Annotated in this window: 20 protein-coding genes; 7 read left to right on the plus strand and 13 right to left on the minus strand. The window is 44.6% G+C overall.

All coding sequences use genetic code 11. From position 1 onward, the window contains the following. Window positions 1-11: 11 nt before the first annotated feature. Together INP77_RS12485 and INP77_RS12490 are read right to left on the minus strand one after the other, a co-directional pair. The gene (locus INP77_RS12485) at window positions 12-1313 is read right to left on the minus strand and encodes an MdtA/MuxA family multidrug efflux RND transporter periplasmic adaptor subunit (RefSeq protein ID WP_194749374.1); all 1302 of its coding nucleotides are present in this window, start codon (window positions 1311-1313) and stop codon (window positions 12-14) included. A gap of 385 nt (window positions 1314-1698) precedes the next feature. Further along, window positions 1699-2265, minus strand: coding sequence for an MOSC domain-containing protein (locus INP77_RS12490; RefSeq protein WP_194749375.1), 567 nt, complete (start codon window positions 2263-2265; stop codon window positions 1699-1701). Window positions 2266-2559: 294 nt separating this feature from the next. Here INP77_RS12490 and INP77_RS12495 point away from each other — a divergent pair, with 294 nt between their 5' ends. Continuing rightward, a complete protein-coding gene (locus tag INP77_RS12495; protein WP_194749376.1) occupies window positions 2560-4686 on the plus strand; it encodes a molybdopterin-dependent oxidoreductase in 2127 nt (708 codons plus the stop codon). A 237-nt stretch (window positions 4687-4923) separates the two neighbouring features. On the opposite strand, the gene INP77_RS12500 is transcribed toward INP77_RS12495, so the two are convergent. The 6 genes from INP77_RS12500 to INP77_RS12525 form a co-directional block, all read right to left on the minus strand. Then, entirely contained in the window at window positions 4924-5490 is a 567-nt protein-coding gene (locus INP77_RS12500; RefSeq protein WP_194749377.1) for a hypothetical protein, read from the minus strand. 8 nt (window positions 5491-5498) lie between these two features. Then, window positions 5499-6287 carry a hypothetical protein gene (locus tag INP77_RS12505; protein ID WP_194749378.1) on the minus strand — a complete coding sequence of 263 codons (789 nt, stop codon included), beginning with the start codon at window positions 6285-6287 and terminating at the stop codon, window positions 5499-5501. Beyond that, window positions 6278-7381, minus strand: a complete 1104-nt coding sequence (locus INP77_RS12510) for a ComEC/Rec2 family competence protein (protein WP_194749379.1) — start codon at window positions 7379-7381, stop codon at window positions 6278-6280. The genes INP77_RS12505 and INP77_RS12510 overlap by 10 nt, the downstream gene beginning before the upstream one ends. Window positions 7382-7529: 148 nt before the next feature. Beyond that, window positions 7530-8606: a patatin-like phospholipase family protein gene (locus INP77_RS12515; protein WP_194749380.1), complete on the minus strand. Its 1077-nt coding sequence runs from the start codon at window positions 8604-8606 to the stop codon at window positions 7530-7532. Further along, complete coding sequence (locus tag INP77_RS12520) at window positions 8606-10846, minus strand: Mov34/MPN/PAD-1 family protein (RefSeq protein ID WP_194749381.1); 2241 nt, start codon at window positions 10844-10846, stop codon at window positions 8606-8608. The genes INP77_RS12515 and INP77_RS12520 overlap by 1 nt, the downstream gene beginning before the upstream one ends. After that, window positions 10846-12000: a hypothetical protein gene (locus INP77_RS12525; protein ID WP_194749382.1), complete on the minus strand. Its 1155-nt coding sequence runs from the start codon at window positions 11998-12000 to the stop codon at window positions 10846-10848. Before INP77_RS12525 ends, INP77_RS12520 begins: the two co-directional genes overlap by 1 nt. A gap of 318 nt (window positions 12001-12318) precedes the next feature. On the opposite strand from INP77_RS12525, the gene INP77_RS12530 reads away from it, so the two are divergent. The 3 genes from INP77_RS12530 (at window position 12319) to INP77_RS12540 (ending at window position 15545) form a co-directional block, all read left to right on the plus strand. Further along, a complete protein-coding gene (locus tag INP77_RS12530; protein ID WP_194749383.1) occupies window positions 12319-13263 on the plus strand; it encodes a hypothetical protein in 945 nt (314 codons plus the stop codon). 625 nt (window positions 13264-13888) lie between these two features. Continuing rightward, entirely contained in the window at window positions 13889-14923 is a 1035-nt protein-coding gene (locus tag INP77_RS12535; protein ID WP_194749384.1) for a site-specific integrase, read from the plus strand. A gap of 409 nt (window positions 14924-15332) precedes the next feature. Then, complete coding sequence (locus INP77_RS12540) at window positions 15333-15545, plus strand: hypothetical protein (protein ID WP_194749385.1); 213 nt, start codon at window positions 15333-15335, stop codon at window positions 15543-15545. Between the two features lie 642 nt (window positions 15546-16187). Here INP77_RS12540 and INP77_RS12545 read toward each other — a convergent pair. From INP77_RS12545 to INP77_RS12565, 5 genes are all read right to left on the minus strand, one after another. Next, window positions 16188-16520, minus strand: coding sequence for a hypothetical protein (locus INP77_RS12545; RefSeq protein ID WP_194749386.1), 333 nt, complete (start codon window positions 16518-16520; stop codon window positions 16188-16190). Window positions 16521-16553: 33 nt separating this feature from the next. Continuing rightward, the gene (locus INP77_RS12550; protein WP_194749387.1) at window positions 16554-17351 is read right to left on the minus strand and encodes a hypothetical protein; all 798 of its coding nucleotides are present in this window, start codon (window positions 17349-17351) and stop codon (window positions 16554-16556) included. Next, window positions 17348-17509, minus strand: coding sequence for a hypothetical protein (locus INP77_RS12555; RefSeq protein ID WP_194749388.1), 162 nt, complete (start codon window positions 17507-17509; stop codon window positions 17348-17350). Before INP77_RS12555 ends, INP77_RS12550 begins: the two co-directional genes overlap by 4 nt. A gap of 32 nt (window positions 17510-17541) precedes the next feature. Beyond that, window positions 17542-17853 (minus strand): hypothetical protein, encoded by a 312-nt coding sequence (locus INP77_RS12560; protein ID WP_194749389.1) that lies wholly within the window; start codon window positions 17851-17853, stop codon window positions 17542-17544. Between the two features lie 352 nt (window positions 17854-18205). Next, entirely contained in the window at window positions 18206-18442 is a 237-nt protein-coding gene (locus INP77_RS12565; protein ID WP_194749390.1) for a helix-turn-helix transcriptional regulator, read from the minus strand. Between the two features lie 162 nt (window positions 18443-18604). Between INP77_RS12565 and INP77_RS12570 the strand changes: the two genes are divergently transcribed. The 3 genes from INP77_RS12570 to INP77_RS12580 form a co-directional block, all read left to right on the plus strand. Further along, entirely contained in the window at window positions 18605-19072 is a 468-nt protein-coding gene (locus INP77_RS12570) for a hypothetical protein (protein ID WP_194749391.1), read from the plus strand. Between the two features lie 127 nt (window positions 19073-19199). Beyond that, entirely contained in the window at window positions 19200-19472 is a 273-nt protein-coding gene (locus tag INP77_RS12575; RefSeq protein WP_194749392.1) for a hypothetical protein, read from the plus strand. A 33-nt stretch (window positions 19473-19505) separates the two neighbouring features. Next, on the plus strand, window positions 19506-20107 hold a 602-nt coding region (locus INP77_RS12580), incomplete at its 3' end, for a hypothetical protein (protein WP_228518918.1).

Consider the following 20107-nt stretch of genomic DNA (forward strand, 5'->3'; position numbering starts at 1 on the left):
GGCGTTGCCGCTTATGCCCCGGCTGCCGCGCGGCGTCTATGCTTGGATGCTTGTCCGTCAGCGCTAGCACTGGCCGGCGCTGGGTCCGCCTGCTCAGCCGGATCCAGCGCGTGATTCGGGTCCTTGACCCGCACTTTGGCGTCTTGCTTGAGTTTATCAATGCCGCTGCTCACCACCCGGTCACCCGGCTGCAAGCCCTTGGTAATGGCCGCGATTTCTGCATCAGTGTGCCCCACGGTTACCGCTTGCAACACCACTTTTTCGCCGTTGGTATCGGGCACAATTTTATACACAAAAGCGCCGTCTGGCCCTTGCTGCAAGGCATTGATTGGGATCACGCTGGCATGCGGAATCGTCTCGCTAAACAGTTTCACATTCACAAACTGGTTAGGAAACAGGTGGTCGTCCTCGTTGGCAAAGGCCGCCTTGAGCTTAAGTGTGCCCGAAGTCGTATCAATCTGGTTATCAATACTCTCCAGCACCCCGCTGGCCAACCGCCGCGTATTGCCTTTGTCCCACGCTTCTACCTTGAGTTTGTGCAAGCCAGCGCTTGACTGGCTTTGTGCCACCAGGCGCGTGATGCGGTCTTCCGGCAGCGTAAACACCACATGGATAGGATGAATCGCATTGATCACCGCAATCGGGCTGGTGGTGTCGATATTGTTGCCGCTATCGACCTGGCGCAAGCCAATGCGGCCGCTGATCGGCGCGGTGATGTTGGTAAAACTGAGCTGTAACCTGGCGTTTTCCACCGAGGCTTTGTCGGCCTGCACCGTGCCCTGATATTGCTGCACCAGCGAGGCTTGTGAGTCTACTTGCTGCGAGGCAATCGAGTCTTGCGCTTGCAGGGTTTTATAGCGCTCCAAATCAATCTGGCTGTTTTTGAGCAAGGCCTGGTTGCGCACTGCCTGCCCCTGAATCTGCCCCAGCGCCGTTTCAAACGGACGCGGATCAATCTTCGCCAATAACTGCCCTTGCTTGACCAGCTGACCTTCCTGAAAAGCCACTTGAATCAATTGCCCGGCCACGCGGCTGGTCACCGTCACCACCGCTGATGGAATCGCCGTCCCCAGCGCCGTATGTGTCACCGGAATATCGGCAATCGTCACCGTGGCCGCTGTCACTGGCGTGGGCTTGTCTCCCCCCGGGCCATGATGGCCGCCGTGTCCGCGACCATGCCCTTGCCCAGCTTGCGCCTCGGCCTGGGGCACCTCAGCCCCTTGATCGGTACGCGAATGTTTCCAGAACCAGATCGCCAATCCCAGGGCAATCAGTCCTATTGCAGTGTTCAATAGCGCTTTTTTATTAGACATAGCCGACTCAATATGCTTGCTCAACGTTGAAAATACAAACATCTCTTCATGCGGTCAATCATTCACCCCCGCGACTTGCATTTTATCGCGACCATCCCCCGATTCTGGTTTTCCAGAAAAAGAAAATTCCAAATCGCAAACGGGAGTTGTTTGTAATTGGGGTGGGACTCACTGTGATATCTGTTTACAGGGCGTAACCTTGCATCACCGCATTGAGTGCTGCATTTGCTAGGCAGCTAATCTAACAATTGGTGCGATTATTGTGCAAAAGATTTTGTCACGAAATGTATCAACCCCTGATTCAACGCCGGGGATTGAAGCGGGCTTAGTCAGGGGTAGGCGGCGAAGACAAGTCAGGAAAAAGTAATTTTGCGGGCTGCTTCTGCTAGAAGCTCAAAGACGATTGCAACGGCGCATCTGTTGCAGACTCAGCGACCATCACCCGCACCGGGTCTCCTCGCTGCAGTATCCCACTTTTTAAAACCCGAGCCGTGACCCCGCCATGACCACGCATGGCGTTGTAACCGCCTGTCCCCAGCACCTGCTCCATACGTGAGCATGGCTCACAAGGGCCAGTCACCTCCAGCACCACTTCACCGATCAATAGATGCAAGGGCTGATCTTTAAACAGCGATTTAGCCGCCAGCAGATTGAGTCCGGAGACAATCAGGTTGCGCCTGAGCACCGCCGGATCCACCTGCGCCAGACCCGTGAGTGCCGCAATCACTGGTAAATGCTCGGCTTGCAGCAAGGTTACTTGCCGTTTGCTGCCATTCGCTTGTGATGACGCGCGCAAGCTGGCTCTATCCCCTTGCAATCCACGGTTTGCTATCGCTAAGGCTTGATTGGGTGACAAACAAGGCTGACCGCGATCTGGACGAAGGTAAATGGTTTCCAGTCGCCCGTGTTGGCTAAAGTGCTGGGTTAAGTCACGCAGGGTGGCGGTTTGCATTAATTGAGTCTTAAAAATAAGCGGCGATTCATAAATTGGGGCGCTGGGAAAACACAATTGATTTTGTTTGCGTATCGCCTAGAACGATTATATCGAGTTTGAATAGCGATTCATGCAACCCATGTTCAAACTTTTTATCTGCAGGCGATGATCCGCTTTAAGAACAAAAAGTATCAATATCCAGCAGCATTGTATTTCCATGCTAAGGGGTATAGTATTTGGAATAGACAGACCTGTCTTGCATTGATTCTTTTTAAAACATGACGGCATATAACAGTGCGCTTGGAGTGTCATATGAATGATGTTGCAGATGTAGTCCAAACCTTTCATGGTGGTTGTCCGCATGATTGTCCTGATACTTGCGCGATGCAGTTTCATGTCAAAAACGGCGAGCTGATTTCAGTTTCAGGTAACCCTGATCATCCGATGACGCGAGGCGGGTTATGCGTCAAATTAAAAGATTACGAAAAGCGGCATTATCACCCCAACCGCCTACTCTATCCCATGAAGCGGGTCGGGCCCAAAGGCACGAATCAGTTTGAGCGCATCACCTGGGATGAGGCCCTGGATACCATTGTGGATCGATGGCAGGCATTGATCAATCATGAAGGCCCCCGTGCGATATTGCCAGTCAGTTATCTGGGTAATCAGGGGCTGGTACATGGACTCAATGGTGGGGATGCCTTTTTCAACCGGCTGGGCGCCACCGTTTGTGAAAGAACCTTTTGTGGTGAAGGCTCTTGCACTGCCTGGTTACTCACGGTCGGGCCGACCGCCGGCGTGGACCCCGAAAGCTTCATCCATGCCAATTTCATCGTCATCTGGGCGTGTAACTCTGTCTCCACCAATCTGCATCACTGGCACATTATTAAAGACGCCCAAAAAAGAGGGGCCAAAGTCGTTGTGGTAGATTCGTTCGCCTCCAAAACCGCAAAAGAAGCCGATTGGCATATCGCCCCCAAACCAGGGACTGATGGCGCGCTGGCGATGGCGATGATGCACGTGATTATTGCAGACGACTTGGTCGACCATGACTATGTTGAAAAGTATACCGTCGGTTATGCCGAGCTGGCGGAAAGAGCTAAACCCTGCACGCCGGAATGGGCAGCTGACATCACAGGCATCCCCGCCGACCAGATTCGCCTGTTTGCCCGCGAATATGCGACCACGCCGCCAGCCGCCATCCGCATTGGCGTCGCACTGGAGCGTAGTTATGGCGGCAGTCAGGCGATACGCGCTGTCACCTCATTGCCCGCCCTGATTGGAGCCTGGCGACACGTTGGCGGCGGTGCGCTGCAATTCCCGGTCTGGGAGCATCCTTACAAGTTTGACGTGATTTGCAGGCCGGACTTGATCCCTGAAGATACGCCAGTGGTGAATATCCTGCAATTAGGCCGGGCGCTGCTTGGCGAAACGCCGCTAGAGGTGCCGATTAAATCTATCATGGTGTGGAATACCAATCCGGTCACCCAATCGCCCGAAACTGACAAGGTCATCGAAGGGCTCAAGCGCGAAGACCTGTTTACGATTGTGGCTGATCATTTCATCTCTGATACCGCCTCTTATGCAGATATTGTCTTGCCCGCCGCCATGGGTGCAGAGCAGGAAGACATGATCTTATCCTGGGGCCATTTATACCTTACCTATAACACCAAATGCATAGAGCCTCCTGGCGAAGCCTTACCCAACAATGAAATATTCCGGCGCTTGGCAAAACGGTTAGGATTCGAAGAAGACAATTTCAAATGGAGCGACAGCGAATGTCTTGAAAACTATGTAGATTGGAATTCGCCCGCCTGCCAAGGCATAGACCTCAACTACATGCGTGAGCACGGGTTTGCAAGACTGAATGTAGGCACCAAAGACGACCGCGCGCCGCATCGCGAGGGCAATTTCCCCACCCCAACCGGTAAATGCATGTTCATGGTTGAAGGCGCCAAGAATTTTGTCGCAGGCCCTTTCAGGCAGATGTATGACGGTTTTCAGCCAGGCGAAGATTTAGACCCATTGCCGGCCTATGTGCCCAGTCGGGAAGCTCCTGATACCAACGCAGCGCTGGCGGCCAGGTTTCCTCTAAACATCATCTCCCCCAAAAGCCATGGCTTTATTAATTCTTCATACGCGAATATGGAATCCAAACTCCGTGTGCAAGGCGAGCAATACCTGATGATCAACCCGGTAGATGCACTCGCACGCGATGTGCAGGATGGCATGATGGTCAAAACCTATAACGAAAGAGGCGCTTTTGAAGCGGTCGCCCGTGTCACCACAGACGTAAACCCTGGCATCGTCGTCGCTACTCTGGGCTATTGGCGGCAACTCAACAAGGGGACGGTGAACTGTATCAGCTCAGCCGAGTATGGTGACATGGGCCACTCAAATACGTTTAGCGATAATCTGGTTGAGGTTGAGCTTGTTTGAACAGATAATTTGTAAAAGCAGCAAGGGGATTTAGTATGATCGATCGGATTTCAATACTTGGATCGCCACTCGCGCTTAAAAGCTGTTCAATCAATTGGCTGAACAGTGACTACAAAATTAGTGGCGATTCAGTCAGCAATCGTAAGGTAAACGACCGACTACTACAGCAGGGTGAGATACTGCTAAGCCTGTACTTTATCGCACGTTCAAATCGCTTAGAAACAAACATTCATGAGGCTATCGCTGATGCGCTTTAAGTAAATCAACATAATCTTGAATGCTGGTTAATTTAATTTTTATGACCTTATGAATATCCGGTAATGCTGATTTTTGAAATGAATTCCGCTTTATCCCATCATAACCAAAATACTGCTCAGCACCGTTGCCGAGCAGTTCTGACCATAGGCGTAAATCAGCTATTAATTGCTCCAAGTCACTAGCACTGAGATTTTTCTGAGTTAGTTGTCCATGGAATATCTTATTTCGATATCCGATAGCCTCTTGGAGCCTAGCAGTTAAACGTTCGTAATCTTTACCAATGATTTCCTTAGTGGAAATTGAGGAAAGTGCATTAAAACAGGCTTCGATTTGGCTGAAGTAGATTTTGGTGTTTGAGGAAAGAGCATCACGTAGTTTTGGGACATCCTCGCTACCATAGCATTCTGCTTGGTAAACCAAATTGGTAAAGATTTTCCGTAATTGACGTTCAATTTTTATTACTGCCAAGGCAAATGCGTCTACCGCTCTTGTTGGTGCATCAGAACTCAAAAGTAAATCAATAGTGTCGAATTCGTGATTGGACATAGTGACACTTAAGGTGCTGCCTTAGTCCGAGACCTAGTTGTTTTTAAGTTGTCGCAGCTATGAAATAGCCGTTCTGAATAAGCGGTAGCTACTCGTAGCAATGAAGACTCAGTAATAAAAAAAATCCATGCTAATAATATGGTGGTCGAGACAACAAGCGAAGTGATTGATGATGGTGCCAAAGCAATGAATTTATCAATTGACCAATATGGTTCGAAGATAGATATCACTTTTGCATGAAACAAGGTCCAGATAACCGAAGCTAAGGCTACTACTACCCCAATTCGCTTCAAACCTAACATGTTTCGCCTGAATCCGTATGCAATATTCTCTTTGAATACAAGAGGAAATTTTTTTGTATCTCGCGTATTGCTTATTAACCAAACCGTGCCCGCACGGTAGATTTCATCAGCTTGATGAGGATTAGCTAATTCTTCAGCCGAGCTAGGAAAGGCAGTCATAATTCCTTTCGATAAGGTTTGGTGAATTCGATTTTTGGTAACTCCATCAATCCGGTTGTCACTGTGTCTCAGCATGAGGGTAGTAGGTTTGCCGCCCCATTTTGCAAATAATTTATCTTCTAGTTTCTTGCCCGCATCTCTCGCTGCACTACCTAACATATAGGCTATACCGCTAAATCCTAAGATTGAAAGAACACTAGAAGCGACTATATATTTTGTACCATATAAACAAACCAATAGCACTGCCAACGGAGTAAGCACTATAAGACCTGGATATAGTCTTGCCGGACGATCATAGGGATCTAGAAATTTACCAACGATTTCATTTAGTCCCATGATTCAACCTCATTAGAGAATTTCATAGGGTCAGATGGTGAATAACCCTCTCTTGCAGGAGTTTTATGGGAATGTCGTTGTGCGCGACCCTTGGTGCTAATTACTTTCGCTCCTCGACGAAGCAAAGCATTAACGACCATTAAGCGTGGATGGGTTGATGAATCTTTACCCGCAGATACAAATGCGGTTTTAGTGTAATTTTCATCCTGAATTGTTTTCTTAGGACCTACAATTAAGTCAAGCACCGTTGGGGAAACATTATTTCGACTTCCATGATGGGGTACTTGTATAAATTTTAATATCTTGGGTAATTCATACCCAAGAAATATTGCTTCCTTTGAAGCCCTCAAAAGCGCTTTAATACCTGAATCGCCAGTGAGCAATACACCATAATTATCAAAATTTCCAAGCAGAATCGCACTGCTTTCATTCTCAGCAGAAGTTGAAACGTTTTCTCTTAAAGAGTCGGTAGCCCAGTTTTCATTGACTCGATTTAACAACTTTTTCTCAGCTTCCTTCAATTGTTCAATTGCGATATCTAATGTGGCACTTAATGGTTTCAGATCTGGAGATTTGGCAAAGGCTGGTATAAGCTCATGCACGTACCATTCTTTTTCCGGGGACAACACAGTGAAAGGGCCGATTTTACTGCCTTGAAATGGCTCAGATAAAGGGATTTTCTTTTCTGAGGCAATTGTTTCAAGTTTATAAGCGGCTGCCATTTTTTCTTGTAACCGTTCTGCAAGGCTATTGTCAGTAATACGACCATCCCTAAAGTATTCACGGATAGTGGCAGAATATACCCAAGGCCGATGCATCCATAACTCACCTACTTGCAATTGTTCCAGAACGACTTGAAGCCCACTTGCATGGTCGCCATCAGGATGAGAATTAACCACATAATCCACTTTTCTAGTGTCATAGTGCTTTACGATTAAATCTACAAGAGCTTGCCCAGACTCCTTGGTACCCCCGTCGTAGACCAACACCTTGTATGAGTCACCCTCTTTCCAGCGGCACGCAATAGCATCACCACTTTTGTCTCCAGAGCCGACTGGAAGGAAATCAATTTCGTAGGGAACCTCTCCTGACATACCACTATCCTTTTAGTTGTTAAAGAGCATAATCCCTACAGTGGGGAGGGTTTTTGCGATTTCAAGAGGGAAATAGAGAGGAAGTATCTAATTTAGGCTAACCATTGTGTTCCGTCATTTATTGACGCATAAATTCATTGATTAGCATTTAATGAATTTTGCCTTCAGGATACAGTCCATACTCACTTTCGACTTTTTTCGATACCTGATATCCATATCCCGCAATTTGATCGAAATTTACTTCAGATATTTTGTTCAGATCAGTAGGGTAACTTGAAGCAAATCGAGCATCTTCGCACTTACTTCCATCAACTAGGGGAGTATTAATATAAATATATGCTCCGTTGCTTTTATCAGCTTGTATATAGGTACTGAAAGTTCTCACTCTCAAAGCCCGTGCTTGGTTAGAAATAATATCCAGTACGCGCATCAGTCTAAATGGACTGAGCGCCCATCGTTTAAAACCCGTTTTTAACGGAGCCCCCGCATCTGAAGTAATAATGTAGATATTTTGGACCTTTGCCTTGAGGATTCCACTATTGAAATATGGTTCCAAGCCTAAGTTGTCATAGACACCGCCATCATACAAATGCAGTTTGGAGAAAGGCGGATTTCTTATTTCTCCAAGGCCGTTAGGTGTCCAAGTTCTCCACTCGTACTTAGTGGTATCCAACACTAGTGGTCCAATACCACCAGGAAATCCAGCAGACACTGCCATTGCATTTGCGAGCTTAAGGTTTCCTGCCGATGCATAGCCGATTGTGTAATCGCCAATACTGTCTTTTTTAAAGCGAAACCTCACTCCGTTTTCGGCAGGAGTACCATTAATCGAGACCTCTGGCTCAATGGGTAAATCACTCAAGCGAGCAGTTACACCCCAATCCTTTTCCAACGTTTTAGCAACTGCATTTGCACGTGATAAAAGATACTTCCAGTTCCATGGGTAAAGTAATTGTTTAAGCGCGCCCACCATGATGCTCCTAGTGCAGAACTTTTCGCGCAGGCTAGGATAAACGACGTCTAAATACTCTGTAGAAGTGGGCCACCTGAGTTGATTCTCTTGCAGGATTAACCCTAGCAATAGACTTCCCCCGGACACAGTAGAAATCCTGCTAACCTTCTCTAACAAGTTTCGTTCTGCCAATGCTTTTAATACGCCCATATGGAAAACCATTGCTCTCACGCCACCACCTGAAAGAGCCAATGCAATGCTTTTATCAGTCATCACTGAACCAACCCTTGTGAAATTGACATGTTGGTCTCATTCACGATTACTTGAAGCGCCGGCAAACCGTCCCCGGCCATCCCCAGTGCAAGATAACTCAACTGAATTAAATCATCTGTGCTCGGGACTGCAGGATAATTATCAGGATGACTATGCCACTCTCCTACATAACCAACTACACCTGCTGTGCGCATTGATATATCTTTTATTTTTTCAGCTAATTTCTCAGTTCCACGCTCAAAAGAATGCGGCGTTGATTTACTGTCTGGTGGCGGAGGTAATGCATCCACAATAACCACTGTATTGAGACTAAGATCATAGAATCCAACCAATACTCCACCGGTTTCATTTGGTAATCGCTCAGCTCTAATAGCATGCATTGTGTTTTGTACCTCTTGGTCGTAGTAGACTTTGAAGGCACCAAGATCAATGACCTTTTCAGCAAATGTCTCAACCGAGTAATAAGTTACAGAACCAGTTTCTGGATCATGCTCCCATATTTTGACCGCAGAATTTGGGCTGACAATCGCTCTTCTTATTTGCTCGGCTAAAGTGCTGCCGTGCAGCATGATTTCAGAATATGGCATGACTACTGAAATATCTCTACAACTTGAACCACTCCAAAACGTAGCACCGTTCCCACTCAAATGACTTGCACCCCAATCTTTCCTAATGAGTGCACGATAATATTGTGCTTCTAAGCTGCGTAGCCTTATTTCTCGCTTATCATCCTCTAATAGTAATACTCCTGATTTTCCATTTGGAGTAACGAACACTGACGCGTGCCGCGCAACTCCTTCAATAGTGCTTGCAAGCCTTGGGTATTGCAATGTGGTAGATACATCGACAATGAGCTCTGCATTTTGCAATGCACCCAGGACAGCTTTATTTTCAAAGTTACAAGCATCTTGCGGGATCGGCGTGATCACATTTGAATTGCCTAAAGCCTCAGCTTGAATATCTTGAACAGCTAATACCTTCATCAATCCAATGTGCGCTAATCCAGCAGGATGTCGTGATAGATTGTGTGGTCTGATATAGTCATTGTCTATGACTGTCCAAGCACCCCAACCACTTCGCATCCATAAATTCAGCATGGTGCTACCTAGCGAACCAACCCCGACAATTACCGCTGATGGCCCCTCATCAGAAATACCTGATTGCGCTCTTGAGGCAGCTTTATCGTTTTCGCGACTGACTTGCATCGCATAAACATCGTTATTTCTCCACTCAGTCTTTTGTGAAACACCAACAATTGGAGTATAGAAATAGGTATTTCCTGAAAGTGAGCAAATGTCTAAATCATTGCCAAGCTCGTACTTACCCTTACGTAAAATAAAAGCCCTGCGGAAAATGCGCTCAGGTGAACTACCCGCGTCTCGTTGAATTGGGATGTTCAATAACAGCACAGTCTTAGTGCCAGTTGATGCTTTGGGTATGCCTTCACTGGGCAAGCTTTGTTCAATTTCAGCTTTTAACTGCTCGAGTAGATTAACCCCTTTAGCTGCCAGCAACTCAACCAGACTCCCCAAGTTGGTTGGATTACTTTGGGTAGCACTGTGTGTAATTGAAGGCAATGAAAGCTCAATGAAATCTACTTCATGATTTTGATTCTTACCTGTTAGTGGTAGAAGTAAACAGGTTATCCCGCCATCTGGACGTTCCAGAGCTCTATACACAGTTAAATGCGCACCGCTTTTCTGCAACTCTTCGATATTCCATGGCAGAACAAGCTCGTACTTTGTATAGAAAAACGGCTGTTCAACAGGTTGATCAGCGGGGTGTAGTTGACCACGGGAAGATGCAACTAGCCACCAAATTATCCGCTTAAGAAAATTTTGCGGTGTCCATGTTCTAAGGACATCGGCAGGTGGATCAAAATAAAGGCAGAGGTTAGCTGGTGTCTCATCTGACGTCTGATTTAAATGCATCAGTTTAGGGAAGTCTTTTCTGAGCGCCGACACCTCGACTAATTGATTCACATCAGTCGGAATTAATAATGCTAATCTTTCCCTGTACTTGATGCCAAACTGATTTTTTGGTGGCACCTCGTCTAACTCAAGGTCTATGATTAACATCTCAATCCGCCCAAACTCTTGAAGCTGGAATCTAGATACAGAGACAAGTGTAAAGTCGCGATGCTGTTTTATAGCCTCCAGTAAAGCTTTTGCGCGGCTTATCTCTAAACCGCCTTCATCAATGGCCTCTGCCATTGCATATTCGTAAAAATTATCAGTCATTAGCCAGCTCTTGGTGGCGTAGATGAAATTATAGCGGGTGCACCAGAAACGACCGACTTAATCCATGAGATGCCACCTGCTGTTATTTCAAATACGATAGGCTTTGGCTGGTTGGCATTCGGCTCCTCCATGGTTACAAGAAACTTCCTTCCCTGCACCTGTTTCAGGTAGCGCTCATATGCCTTGCGCGCCTGGATATGCGGCGGCTGTACTTCATCATAAGCCTCTTTAGTATCCGGAATTGGCTTACTGCAACTGACGATGTAGGCCCCTTCCTTACCTTCAAGCAGCAGCTCTTTTACGAGATCTTTAGGTATCGTTTCATATTGGCCTTTTTCGGCACTAAGTGCTTTGTAGCTACAGTGATGGGGAATATTAAACAGATCCCATTTCAGACGATCATCGTTGTTGTGGTATCGCGTTGTATTAACTATATCCTCAATATCACACCATTCAGCATCGCCCACTTCCAGGTAGTCATAGTCGTATCCATCTGCACGGAGTCTTACATTGAATACCAAAGCGGCACTATTTCGAACAACATCACCTTCGTCACAATGCTTGATAAATGGTGAATGGCAAAAGAATTCAATCTGGTCTAGATCGATATCAAAGCCAGGAACCATTTCCCCGGCATCAACAAATAAATAGTCTCTTGCATCAGGTTTTTCACCACGCGCCTCAAGCCTAGGTACTAGCCAATCCAATAACTTTTGTGGCTTGGAAAAAACACGAATACCTGTGCCTTCGAGGATTCTATGGCGAGCTTCTTGTCGCAGGATCGCAAACTCCTCTGACTTCTGATCCATTTCGACTTCTTCAACAACCATTGCTGCGGGAACCCAAAGTTCTCTTATTTTGATTCTCTCGTCTGCATGATATGTTTTGGACTGCTCAAGCCAAAAAAACTCGGTACTACCTCGAATATGGTCCAAGTCAGCGTGAGTAAACGCCACGACATCGAAATAATCTCTTTCGGCCGCGTCTAGCTCTGCTTTTAAGGCCGCTTTAAGATCAATTGCTGGATTCTCCTCATCTTCAGCATTTGCCCTATGACAAAAATCGAAAAGGATTCTTTTGCCTTTGGCCGTGATGATTTGTGTTGTGTCGCCATTGCCGACTGGATAGAACTTTATTTGATGTACGTCTGCCACGATTAGGAGCCTTTCATCATAACGGGAAGTGCTATGAAATAGCACTCGCCTTGTAGGAGTGCTAAATATATCTTGGGTGTAAGATGATGTCAATACACAATATGTTGTGTTCGTGTCAGATAATCTTTATTAAATTTAGTTCTTATATTTTTGAACTAAATTCCAGCTATTGACTGTTAGGTAAGCTTTATTAGTGGGAAAAAATTGTTTGAATAAATCGTCAGTTTTTCCAGAAAACCGAAAATCGGAACTTAAAATAGATATAACAGATGATGCATTTACACACTCAGCATCAATCTGATTTTTAGGATTACTACTATGAATACACAAGCAAACCAAAAAGAAATTCCTCGTGTTGGCCCAGGGGAGCCAATCACAGAGCCACTACCGTATGAGGGCACACCTATGCAGGTGTTTGCATATCTGGATATTGACCAACCATTTGTCGCTTGGGCGAGTTATCGTGGAGTATTGGTTTCGGCACATGCTAAGTATCAACCTCCTCAATGCCCCATTTCCATGATGTTTGCGGGCATGATTGCTGCCCAAAACAATGTAAGGTTTCGCAATGAGATGTTGATTGAAACCTGGCGTCAGCAACACTTTCCAACATGCAATTCCAGACTCACTGGCATGTATTTTTTTGAAGACATGGCTTCTGCCCAACGTTTAAAAAACTGGGGGTATCACTTCACACCAGAGTATTTGGCTGAGTTAGCCTTACATCCATCTTCAAGCATTACTAAGGTTGACTCAAACTGGATTACATATGCCCCGCTTGATAAAAATGGGTACATCACTGATCCATCGTGGATACCTAGATATTGGTCGGGCGAGGCACACCCAGACCATGAACCATTATGGGAACTGATTGCTCAGGGTCGTGCCATTGTTTGCGGTAGTGATCTTAGAATCCGTGCCTATGATAATGTCTACAAGGCGTTTCCAACTGCATTATGTTTATTGGAAACCGGGAGAATCGCTGCTCACGTGGGGTCTGACTTGGGAAGTATTTTTCCATGGCTGATTAAAAATGATGAGGCAACGATGAAGGTTCAATATCATATCGATATGGAAGATGCACACAACGAGGTATTTTTGGCTAAAGTCCATGATTACAAAGGGCCAAGAAATTATCGTGATCTGGCAGTGGGTGGAGAATATTTTGGCTTACCACACTCTGAGGAATATATCGTGCAGTTTTCAGTGACAGATGACTTCCTTTACTCCGTTCATGCATCTGGAGCATTAAAAAATACATAAAAGTCACACAATCGGGTTTCAATTGCAGACGAAACAAAGGTAAAAGGTCCGGCTTCCTACTTTCTATCAATGGAGAAATCCAACCTCTATTCATGTCGCAACGGCTCTTGAGCTCGACGCAGTCTCCGGAAAATATTTCGCTAAATCCAAGATAGGAAAGTCGTCAAAAGCCAGTCGCGATATTAGTTTGCAGGAACAGTTGTGGAGCTTAACTCTTAAACAACTAAAAATCGAAAGTCCATTTGGGATATAACTTTAGTGTCGCACAAGGCTTGTCACCTTGTGCGACACTTCTTTTATATTTGGTCCATATTCTTCTTAGTTTATGACTACCAAGAAAAGTCGGTTTATTTACCCCATTTCTGGATTGAGTGAGGAAGAAAAGTTTAGCAGGCTTTTTTAGCTAGTACACGGAAGCATAAAGTGGCCGTTGCGGCCAATTTATGGTGCTAGCGACAACTATCTTGGCTTTGCTTTTATTTCTGGTGCGCCCGGCGAGATTCGAACTCACGACCCTTGGCTTCGGAAGCTAAATTTAGTCTAAGTTAACATGTTGATATTTAATTACTATTACATTATATTGTAAATTATTGGCACATTATTGGCACAATTGGATATAAGTCTTATGGCAACAATTAGAAAAAAAGGTGATTATCAATGGCATGTGCAGATCCGACGTAAGAAACGTGGACTTGGTGAGGTAAAAGCTACTCAGACCTTTGCAACAAAGGCGCAAGCTGAGGAGTGGGCACGAGAAATTGAGAGTGAAATTGATCGTGGGGTATATGTTTCAAGAGTTGAGGCTGAATCAACGATGTTATCTGAGGCCTGCGATAGATATCACCGAGAAATTCTGCCAAAACTAAAGGGTAAAGCTGCCGATGCATCAAGACTCAAGACTATCAAGCTTGAACTTGGTAAGTTGCCTTTAACGGCAATTAATTCAACTGTATTAGCCAAGTTTCGAGATGCTAGATTAGGTATTGTCAGTAACCAATCGGTCATACATGAGTTAGGCTTGGTGACCAGAGTTTTAAAAGCTTGCGTTCTTGATTGGGGGATTGCTCTTCCTGGTGGTATCCCTCAAGTTCGTAAACCAACGAAACCAAATGGCAGAGACCGAAGAGTAGAGCAAGGTGAAATTGACGAAATAATCAAAGTGAGTGAATCACAGGAGTTGGGTACCATTATAGGAATTGCAATTGAGACCGCCATGCGAAGGTCGGAGATTGCTTCCTTGGAACGTGATGCTGTTGAGATAAATCGCTCCATAATTCGACTGACTAAAACTAAAAATGGCGATGACCGTAAAGTTCCGCTGAGTTCTAAAGCAAAAGAACTATTGATGAGTATTCCCGCTAGAATAGATGGTAAAGTTTTTGGGCTGCAACCTGATTCAATTAGCCAGGCTTTCGATCGGGCAGTAATAAGGGCAAGAAAGGGTTATGAAGAAAAGTGTAAGGAGGATGGGATTTTGCCTTCTAAAAATTGGTTAATAGATATCCATTTCCATGACTTAAGGCATGAGGCAACAAGTCGAATAGCTGAGAAGGTATCTAATATTATCGAACTGGCTAGTATTACCGGCCATAAGGATTTGCAAATGCTAAAAAGGTACTACCATCCTAAAGCTGAGGATTTGGCTAAAAAGCTAGGCTAAAGATGTCGGGTGCATCTCCTTTCTACTGTTCACATTGTGAACAGTAGAAAGGAGTTTTAAAATATACCAAAATTTGAGTGTTAACAATGATAACACTCGTCGAAAGACAGTTGTCAGCAAATTCAACTTTCATTTTTTTGAGATTGAAAATTAGTTTGTCAACAATTTGGGTTGCTAAAGGGTTTAAGGGTAAGGGGGCGCTTCTCGTAGATTAGCTTAGTGTTCACAATGTGAACAGTTGCTGCAATGATTGTTCAATAAGAAATTTCCAACTTGATATCATTTTCCTGCATAAGTATTGAGTCACCTAGCTAGGCTGGGTAATTTTATTCGTTTATCAGAGAGTGCTCTGATCTGAAAACAGATTTAGAGTGTTAATATTGTTAACAATAGTTTTGATGAGATTTTCATGAGACTGATCAATGGCAATCGCCAAAATGCTGAGTCTGAGCTACTGCGTGCGCTCTGGGCAGATGCAACGCCTAGATACAAGGCTTTGCTCAATAAACTCTACCCAGGGAACCCTGAATTGGAATTGATAAAAAAGCCTGCTGTTGAATCGGTTACAACCCCTCCAAAATTTGATAATTTGAGAAGCCCTTCTGATTCCCCAGAAATTTAAAACGCCAACATTGACTGTTAACATTGTTAACAGTTTCTCGACCACCCCACCAACCAAAGAAGCAGAGCAGTACCGGCAGTTAATCGCTATTTTCAGATGCGCTGACCGGTGAATCTTCGAAAAACGACTCGCTCGTTATATTTTCCCCTTTGGCAGTAGGCTTTTAGCGTACTGCGTTAGAAAAAAATATATTCATTTGAAATTGGGTCATCATCTTGAAGATACTGAGTTGGGTTCATAACATTCCATTCGTTTTAGCAGGTCAACCACTTTTTTAGCGTTTTCAAACTGTTCACACTGTGAACACCTTATAAATCATGCATTACAACGACCCCACTAGCCTTAATTTGCCTTTAATCGGATAGTTCCGCTCAACAAAAACCTCTATGCCTGCCGACACTCTTCACTGATCTCGCCATCGTCCACTTCGTACAATGGCGCGTCGCTGGTTATGCTTAATCGAGCCTCTACATTTCCAAAGCTGATAAAGCTGCGCATTTTTGTGAGTCATGATTGATGCTTTTAATGGCATTTCTCAATGTATTCAACGCGGACTCGATACTCATTTCTTCAAACTGATGCGTCATCTATTACCTCGAATTTGAGGTTGGGTAAAGTGTTCACATTGTGAACAGTCACTCTTTACAGCATTTGTAACGCAGTGTTTCCAATTTCGACTCGAATGCCCGTGACAAGGGCGCAGCAATCGCAAAATCGGTTGTTTAAGTAAACCCTCAATGGGCCAACAATCGGGTTAATTTCATCTACACCGTTTCGTGTGATTTGTTTGTACTGGCAGTCGTCCAAATCAAAACCTAATTGTTGACATGTAGCCAGATCAATTTCCACCAAGGATTTATCCCTGCTAATTTTTGCCAGTCGCTCAACCGCCAGTCCGTTCGTCGGGTTCTCAAACCGAACTAGCGCTTCAGACACGTCAGTATTGATTTGATTGTTAGGTACTGTTTTCAACATCTCAAATTCCTCCTTGCCTAAAGCGCGATTTTCTTAGTTTGCGATGACTGCTTCAGCAATTTTCTCTGTGACCATTCGCAATCCCTGGTTGGCGATCTCCGTCAAATTGGCCTCATCCACTTTGGTATCCACCTTTTCAAGGGATAACGAATAATAGTGGCTCGGTTCCGCATCGTATAACACAGTGAACACCACCACATGATGCGTCTTGTTGCATGCATCGCCACAGCGGCTGGCATCATTTTGCAAATGCCCTCCATCAATTGGTTCAGTGCCTGGAGTTGATGAGAAGATTTTTCTGGTCAGGTTAGCAACGACATTGATTGCAACACCACCCCAAACCCCAGCAGAAGAGCCCATCGCCTGAGTAAGCTTGGTTCCCTCATGCAACATACCCGCATCCAATTTGGTGATGTCGTGACTTTGGTGGGCTCTGAGTATGTATTCTGAAGCATGCAATTTTGACATCACCAATCCTTCCGGTTTGATATCTTTAATCATGATCGCGCCGCTATCAAATGCAGCTTTGTCACTGGCATAGGTGCGTGTATAGGCACTAATCCGCAACGATTTTGGCAACCAACCTCCATTGGATTGAATCCCTTTTTCAGAAAGTGTTTTTCTGATGAGCTTAGTTGTATCCACACCAATCTCCCTGCCATCATAAAACGCAAGGGATAAGTTCTTGCCTTTAACCGATGCATCTATCTGGCCTGACTCTTGAATTGTTAATCCTGTATTAGCGTTTTCACTCTGCGCTTGAATTTGCACCTCGGAATAAGCCTGATGCGACACCATCATCAACGTTAAAATTGGGATCAATCCTCTCATGATTGTTCTCCCTTTTCACCGGCTGCGGTGGTTTTACTTTCCAGCTGCTCCTTTTGACTTTCTTCCTGTAGCTTTTGTCTAACTGACCACCAGGCCATAAACACGGCAAAAGCCAACAGCATCGAAAATGCGATATACATTCCGTTTATCATACTCATTGTGAATTCCTTTAATTTTGATGAATGTTGAATCAACATTCGGGTGAGGAATCATCATCAAGAGAGTCGTATTGGGCCAATGAGAAAGGAATGACTTTGCATGGAGGTGATTTGAGCGGTTGATCAGTCAGTCCAAAATCACGCAGATAATCGACTGCGCGCAGACTGGAGACATGAATCAAGGCATAAATGGTTTGCGGATGAAAGTCATCATCCACCGTCTCGCACTTAATTTCACGTTCCAGACCGTTGACGCCAATGACCTCAACCAACCCAAACTTTGGGTGATGGGCAAGGCTACCTTGGGGGCAATTTCTGGATGCAAATCTTTGTGCTTCACTCATTCATTATTCACCATGCAATATCATCCAAACACGGTGCCATAGAAGACAATACCAATACCGTTAGGCAAGGCAACGCCACACATGACACAGGCCAATATTCACTTGAAGGATGATCGACTGTAAATTAAAAGCACATACAAAGGCGACAACATTGCCTAAGCAATTTTGCTTTTAGTTAATTAGGTTCAGTCAGGAACGGGTCAATAAAAAAATGGGGTGAAGCTCTTTTTGAAAAAAAAGACTGAACAACTTGATTGTTTAATTTGCGAATATTGCGCTCTTCAAACAATCGTTTTTTATATTACATACGCAGAATAAAAGAATCAACCATCCTGATTGATTTGCGACAGCGTTAATTGTCGATAAGTGATGCGACAATCGGAATAGGGTTAATTTGCATATGCTTGCAAAGCTCCAGGAACTCAATCACATCCAACCTACGTTCTTTATTTTCAATTTTGGCAATAAATGACTGTGGCTTACCCATACATGCAGAGAGCTCTGTCTGGGTCATCTTTTGCTTTTTGCGACAATCCACAAGCTGCTTGATGAGTTTTGCATAGTTGTCGGTATAGGTGGATTTCGTCATCGCCGTCACTGTTAAAAAAACAATCAGGCTTGAATAAATAATCCCATTTAAGGATAATCCCAAAATAGGATAATTTATCGGTCAATAAATTAATCCAGGTAAATAAGCGCATGCGCTTATCTATTTTGAATTCAAAGAATGGGGTGTTTTAAGGGAGATGTGATGAAGTATCAAAGAGGATTATTGTTCGGGTTAATAATGTGCTTATCATCATGCACGACCATTAGAAACTCGAACGTTGAAGATATTAGGGTGGATGGTCTACCGCTGGGTAAGGTTGAGGATGTGGCAAGAATTCAAATTCAGACCTACAAGAAAGATCCCAGAAATCCTTTATACCCATGGTGGAGTGCCACCATAATTGCATTTGATGGGATTGATTTACCAAAAAATCATAAAGCATCGGTAATACAAACCACGCCTGGCAAGCACAAGGTTGGCATCGCATACTCAATTGAGGCTGAATTTAACCCCACAGGTAAACGGGTTCGGAGCACTTGCCAATTTGATGATATGGAACTGAAAGTGGGAAAATTAATTTTTATCAACTCGCTTTCAATCAATTTGCTACAACATTGCAGCATCAAATATGGCGAGGATGATCCATTTACGGCGTACCAAAGAAAATAGCAAAAAGCACACTCAATAATTTTTGGGTCACTATCATTTACCCATATTAAAGTTACAGTAACAAATATGTGGAGATTTTCATATTTTTTATATATAATGTTACTGTAACTTAAATATGGAGCACCTTATGGATGATCTGGAAATTAAGGCAGTCACAAAATCACGTGGAAGACCTAGAAAAGATGTGCAATTAGATAGTGCAGCCCGCCAGCGGCTGACGCGGGGTAAAGCGCATAGTGCTTTCCTCATGGAGTCTGATTTAATCAAGTCCAGACAGTTGATCAAAGACATGAGTACGTCCAACCTGATCTCGTTACTACCAAAATTGATGGCTGGAAAATGGAAAATAGCGGTTGAAACAGTCTGTACTGAGCTTGTTAACCGGGTGAATACTAAATAATGTGACAGTAACAAAAAATATGCGGGAGGAATCATGCTGCTTAACGAGCTGGGTAATTTTAAATACGTCATGCTGTTTATGCTGATTCCTATCAGCAACCTGTGGATGAATGGGTTTGTTGCAGGCGCGGTCTGGATAGGTATCCTGGTGTATGTGGTTCCACCCGTGTTGGCTTATGTGCTTGATCGCTATGAGGTGGGGCAGTCAAATCAAATACATTCACCCCGGCATCATTCTCAACAAGTAAGAAGAGCGCCGCGATTCAATCATGAGGGTATATTGGGTGGGGCAATGATCGCCAGCAAATTGCATCAACATTTGCATGACAATCCAATTACTGATATTGAGCTGTCTGACAATAGCCACTCTTACTCGCAAAGGTCTGCTGCATGGGACGCTTGGGAAAGCGAAAACACCAATTATGCGCATGACATTTCCAGTCCCATAACAGACACCACAGATGATTGGCATCATTTTCACGCTCAAGATTTTAGTCATTATGATGATTTTGATAACTATGGAAGCAATCCGGCCAATGGACTCCCAATGATGGACAGTTCAACTGATATTCATGGGAACATGTTTGGCACAAACTCAATGGATGATACGTTTACCAGCGCCACTTGGGATAGCAT

The organism is Methylophilus sp. 13, from assembly GCF_015354335.1.
Classification (GTDB): Bacteria; Pseudomonadota; Gammaproteobacteria; order Burkholderiales; family Methylophilaceae; genus Methylophilus; species Methylophilus glucosoxydans.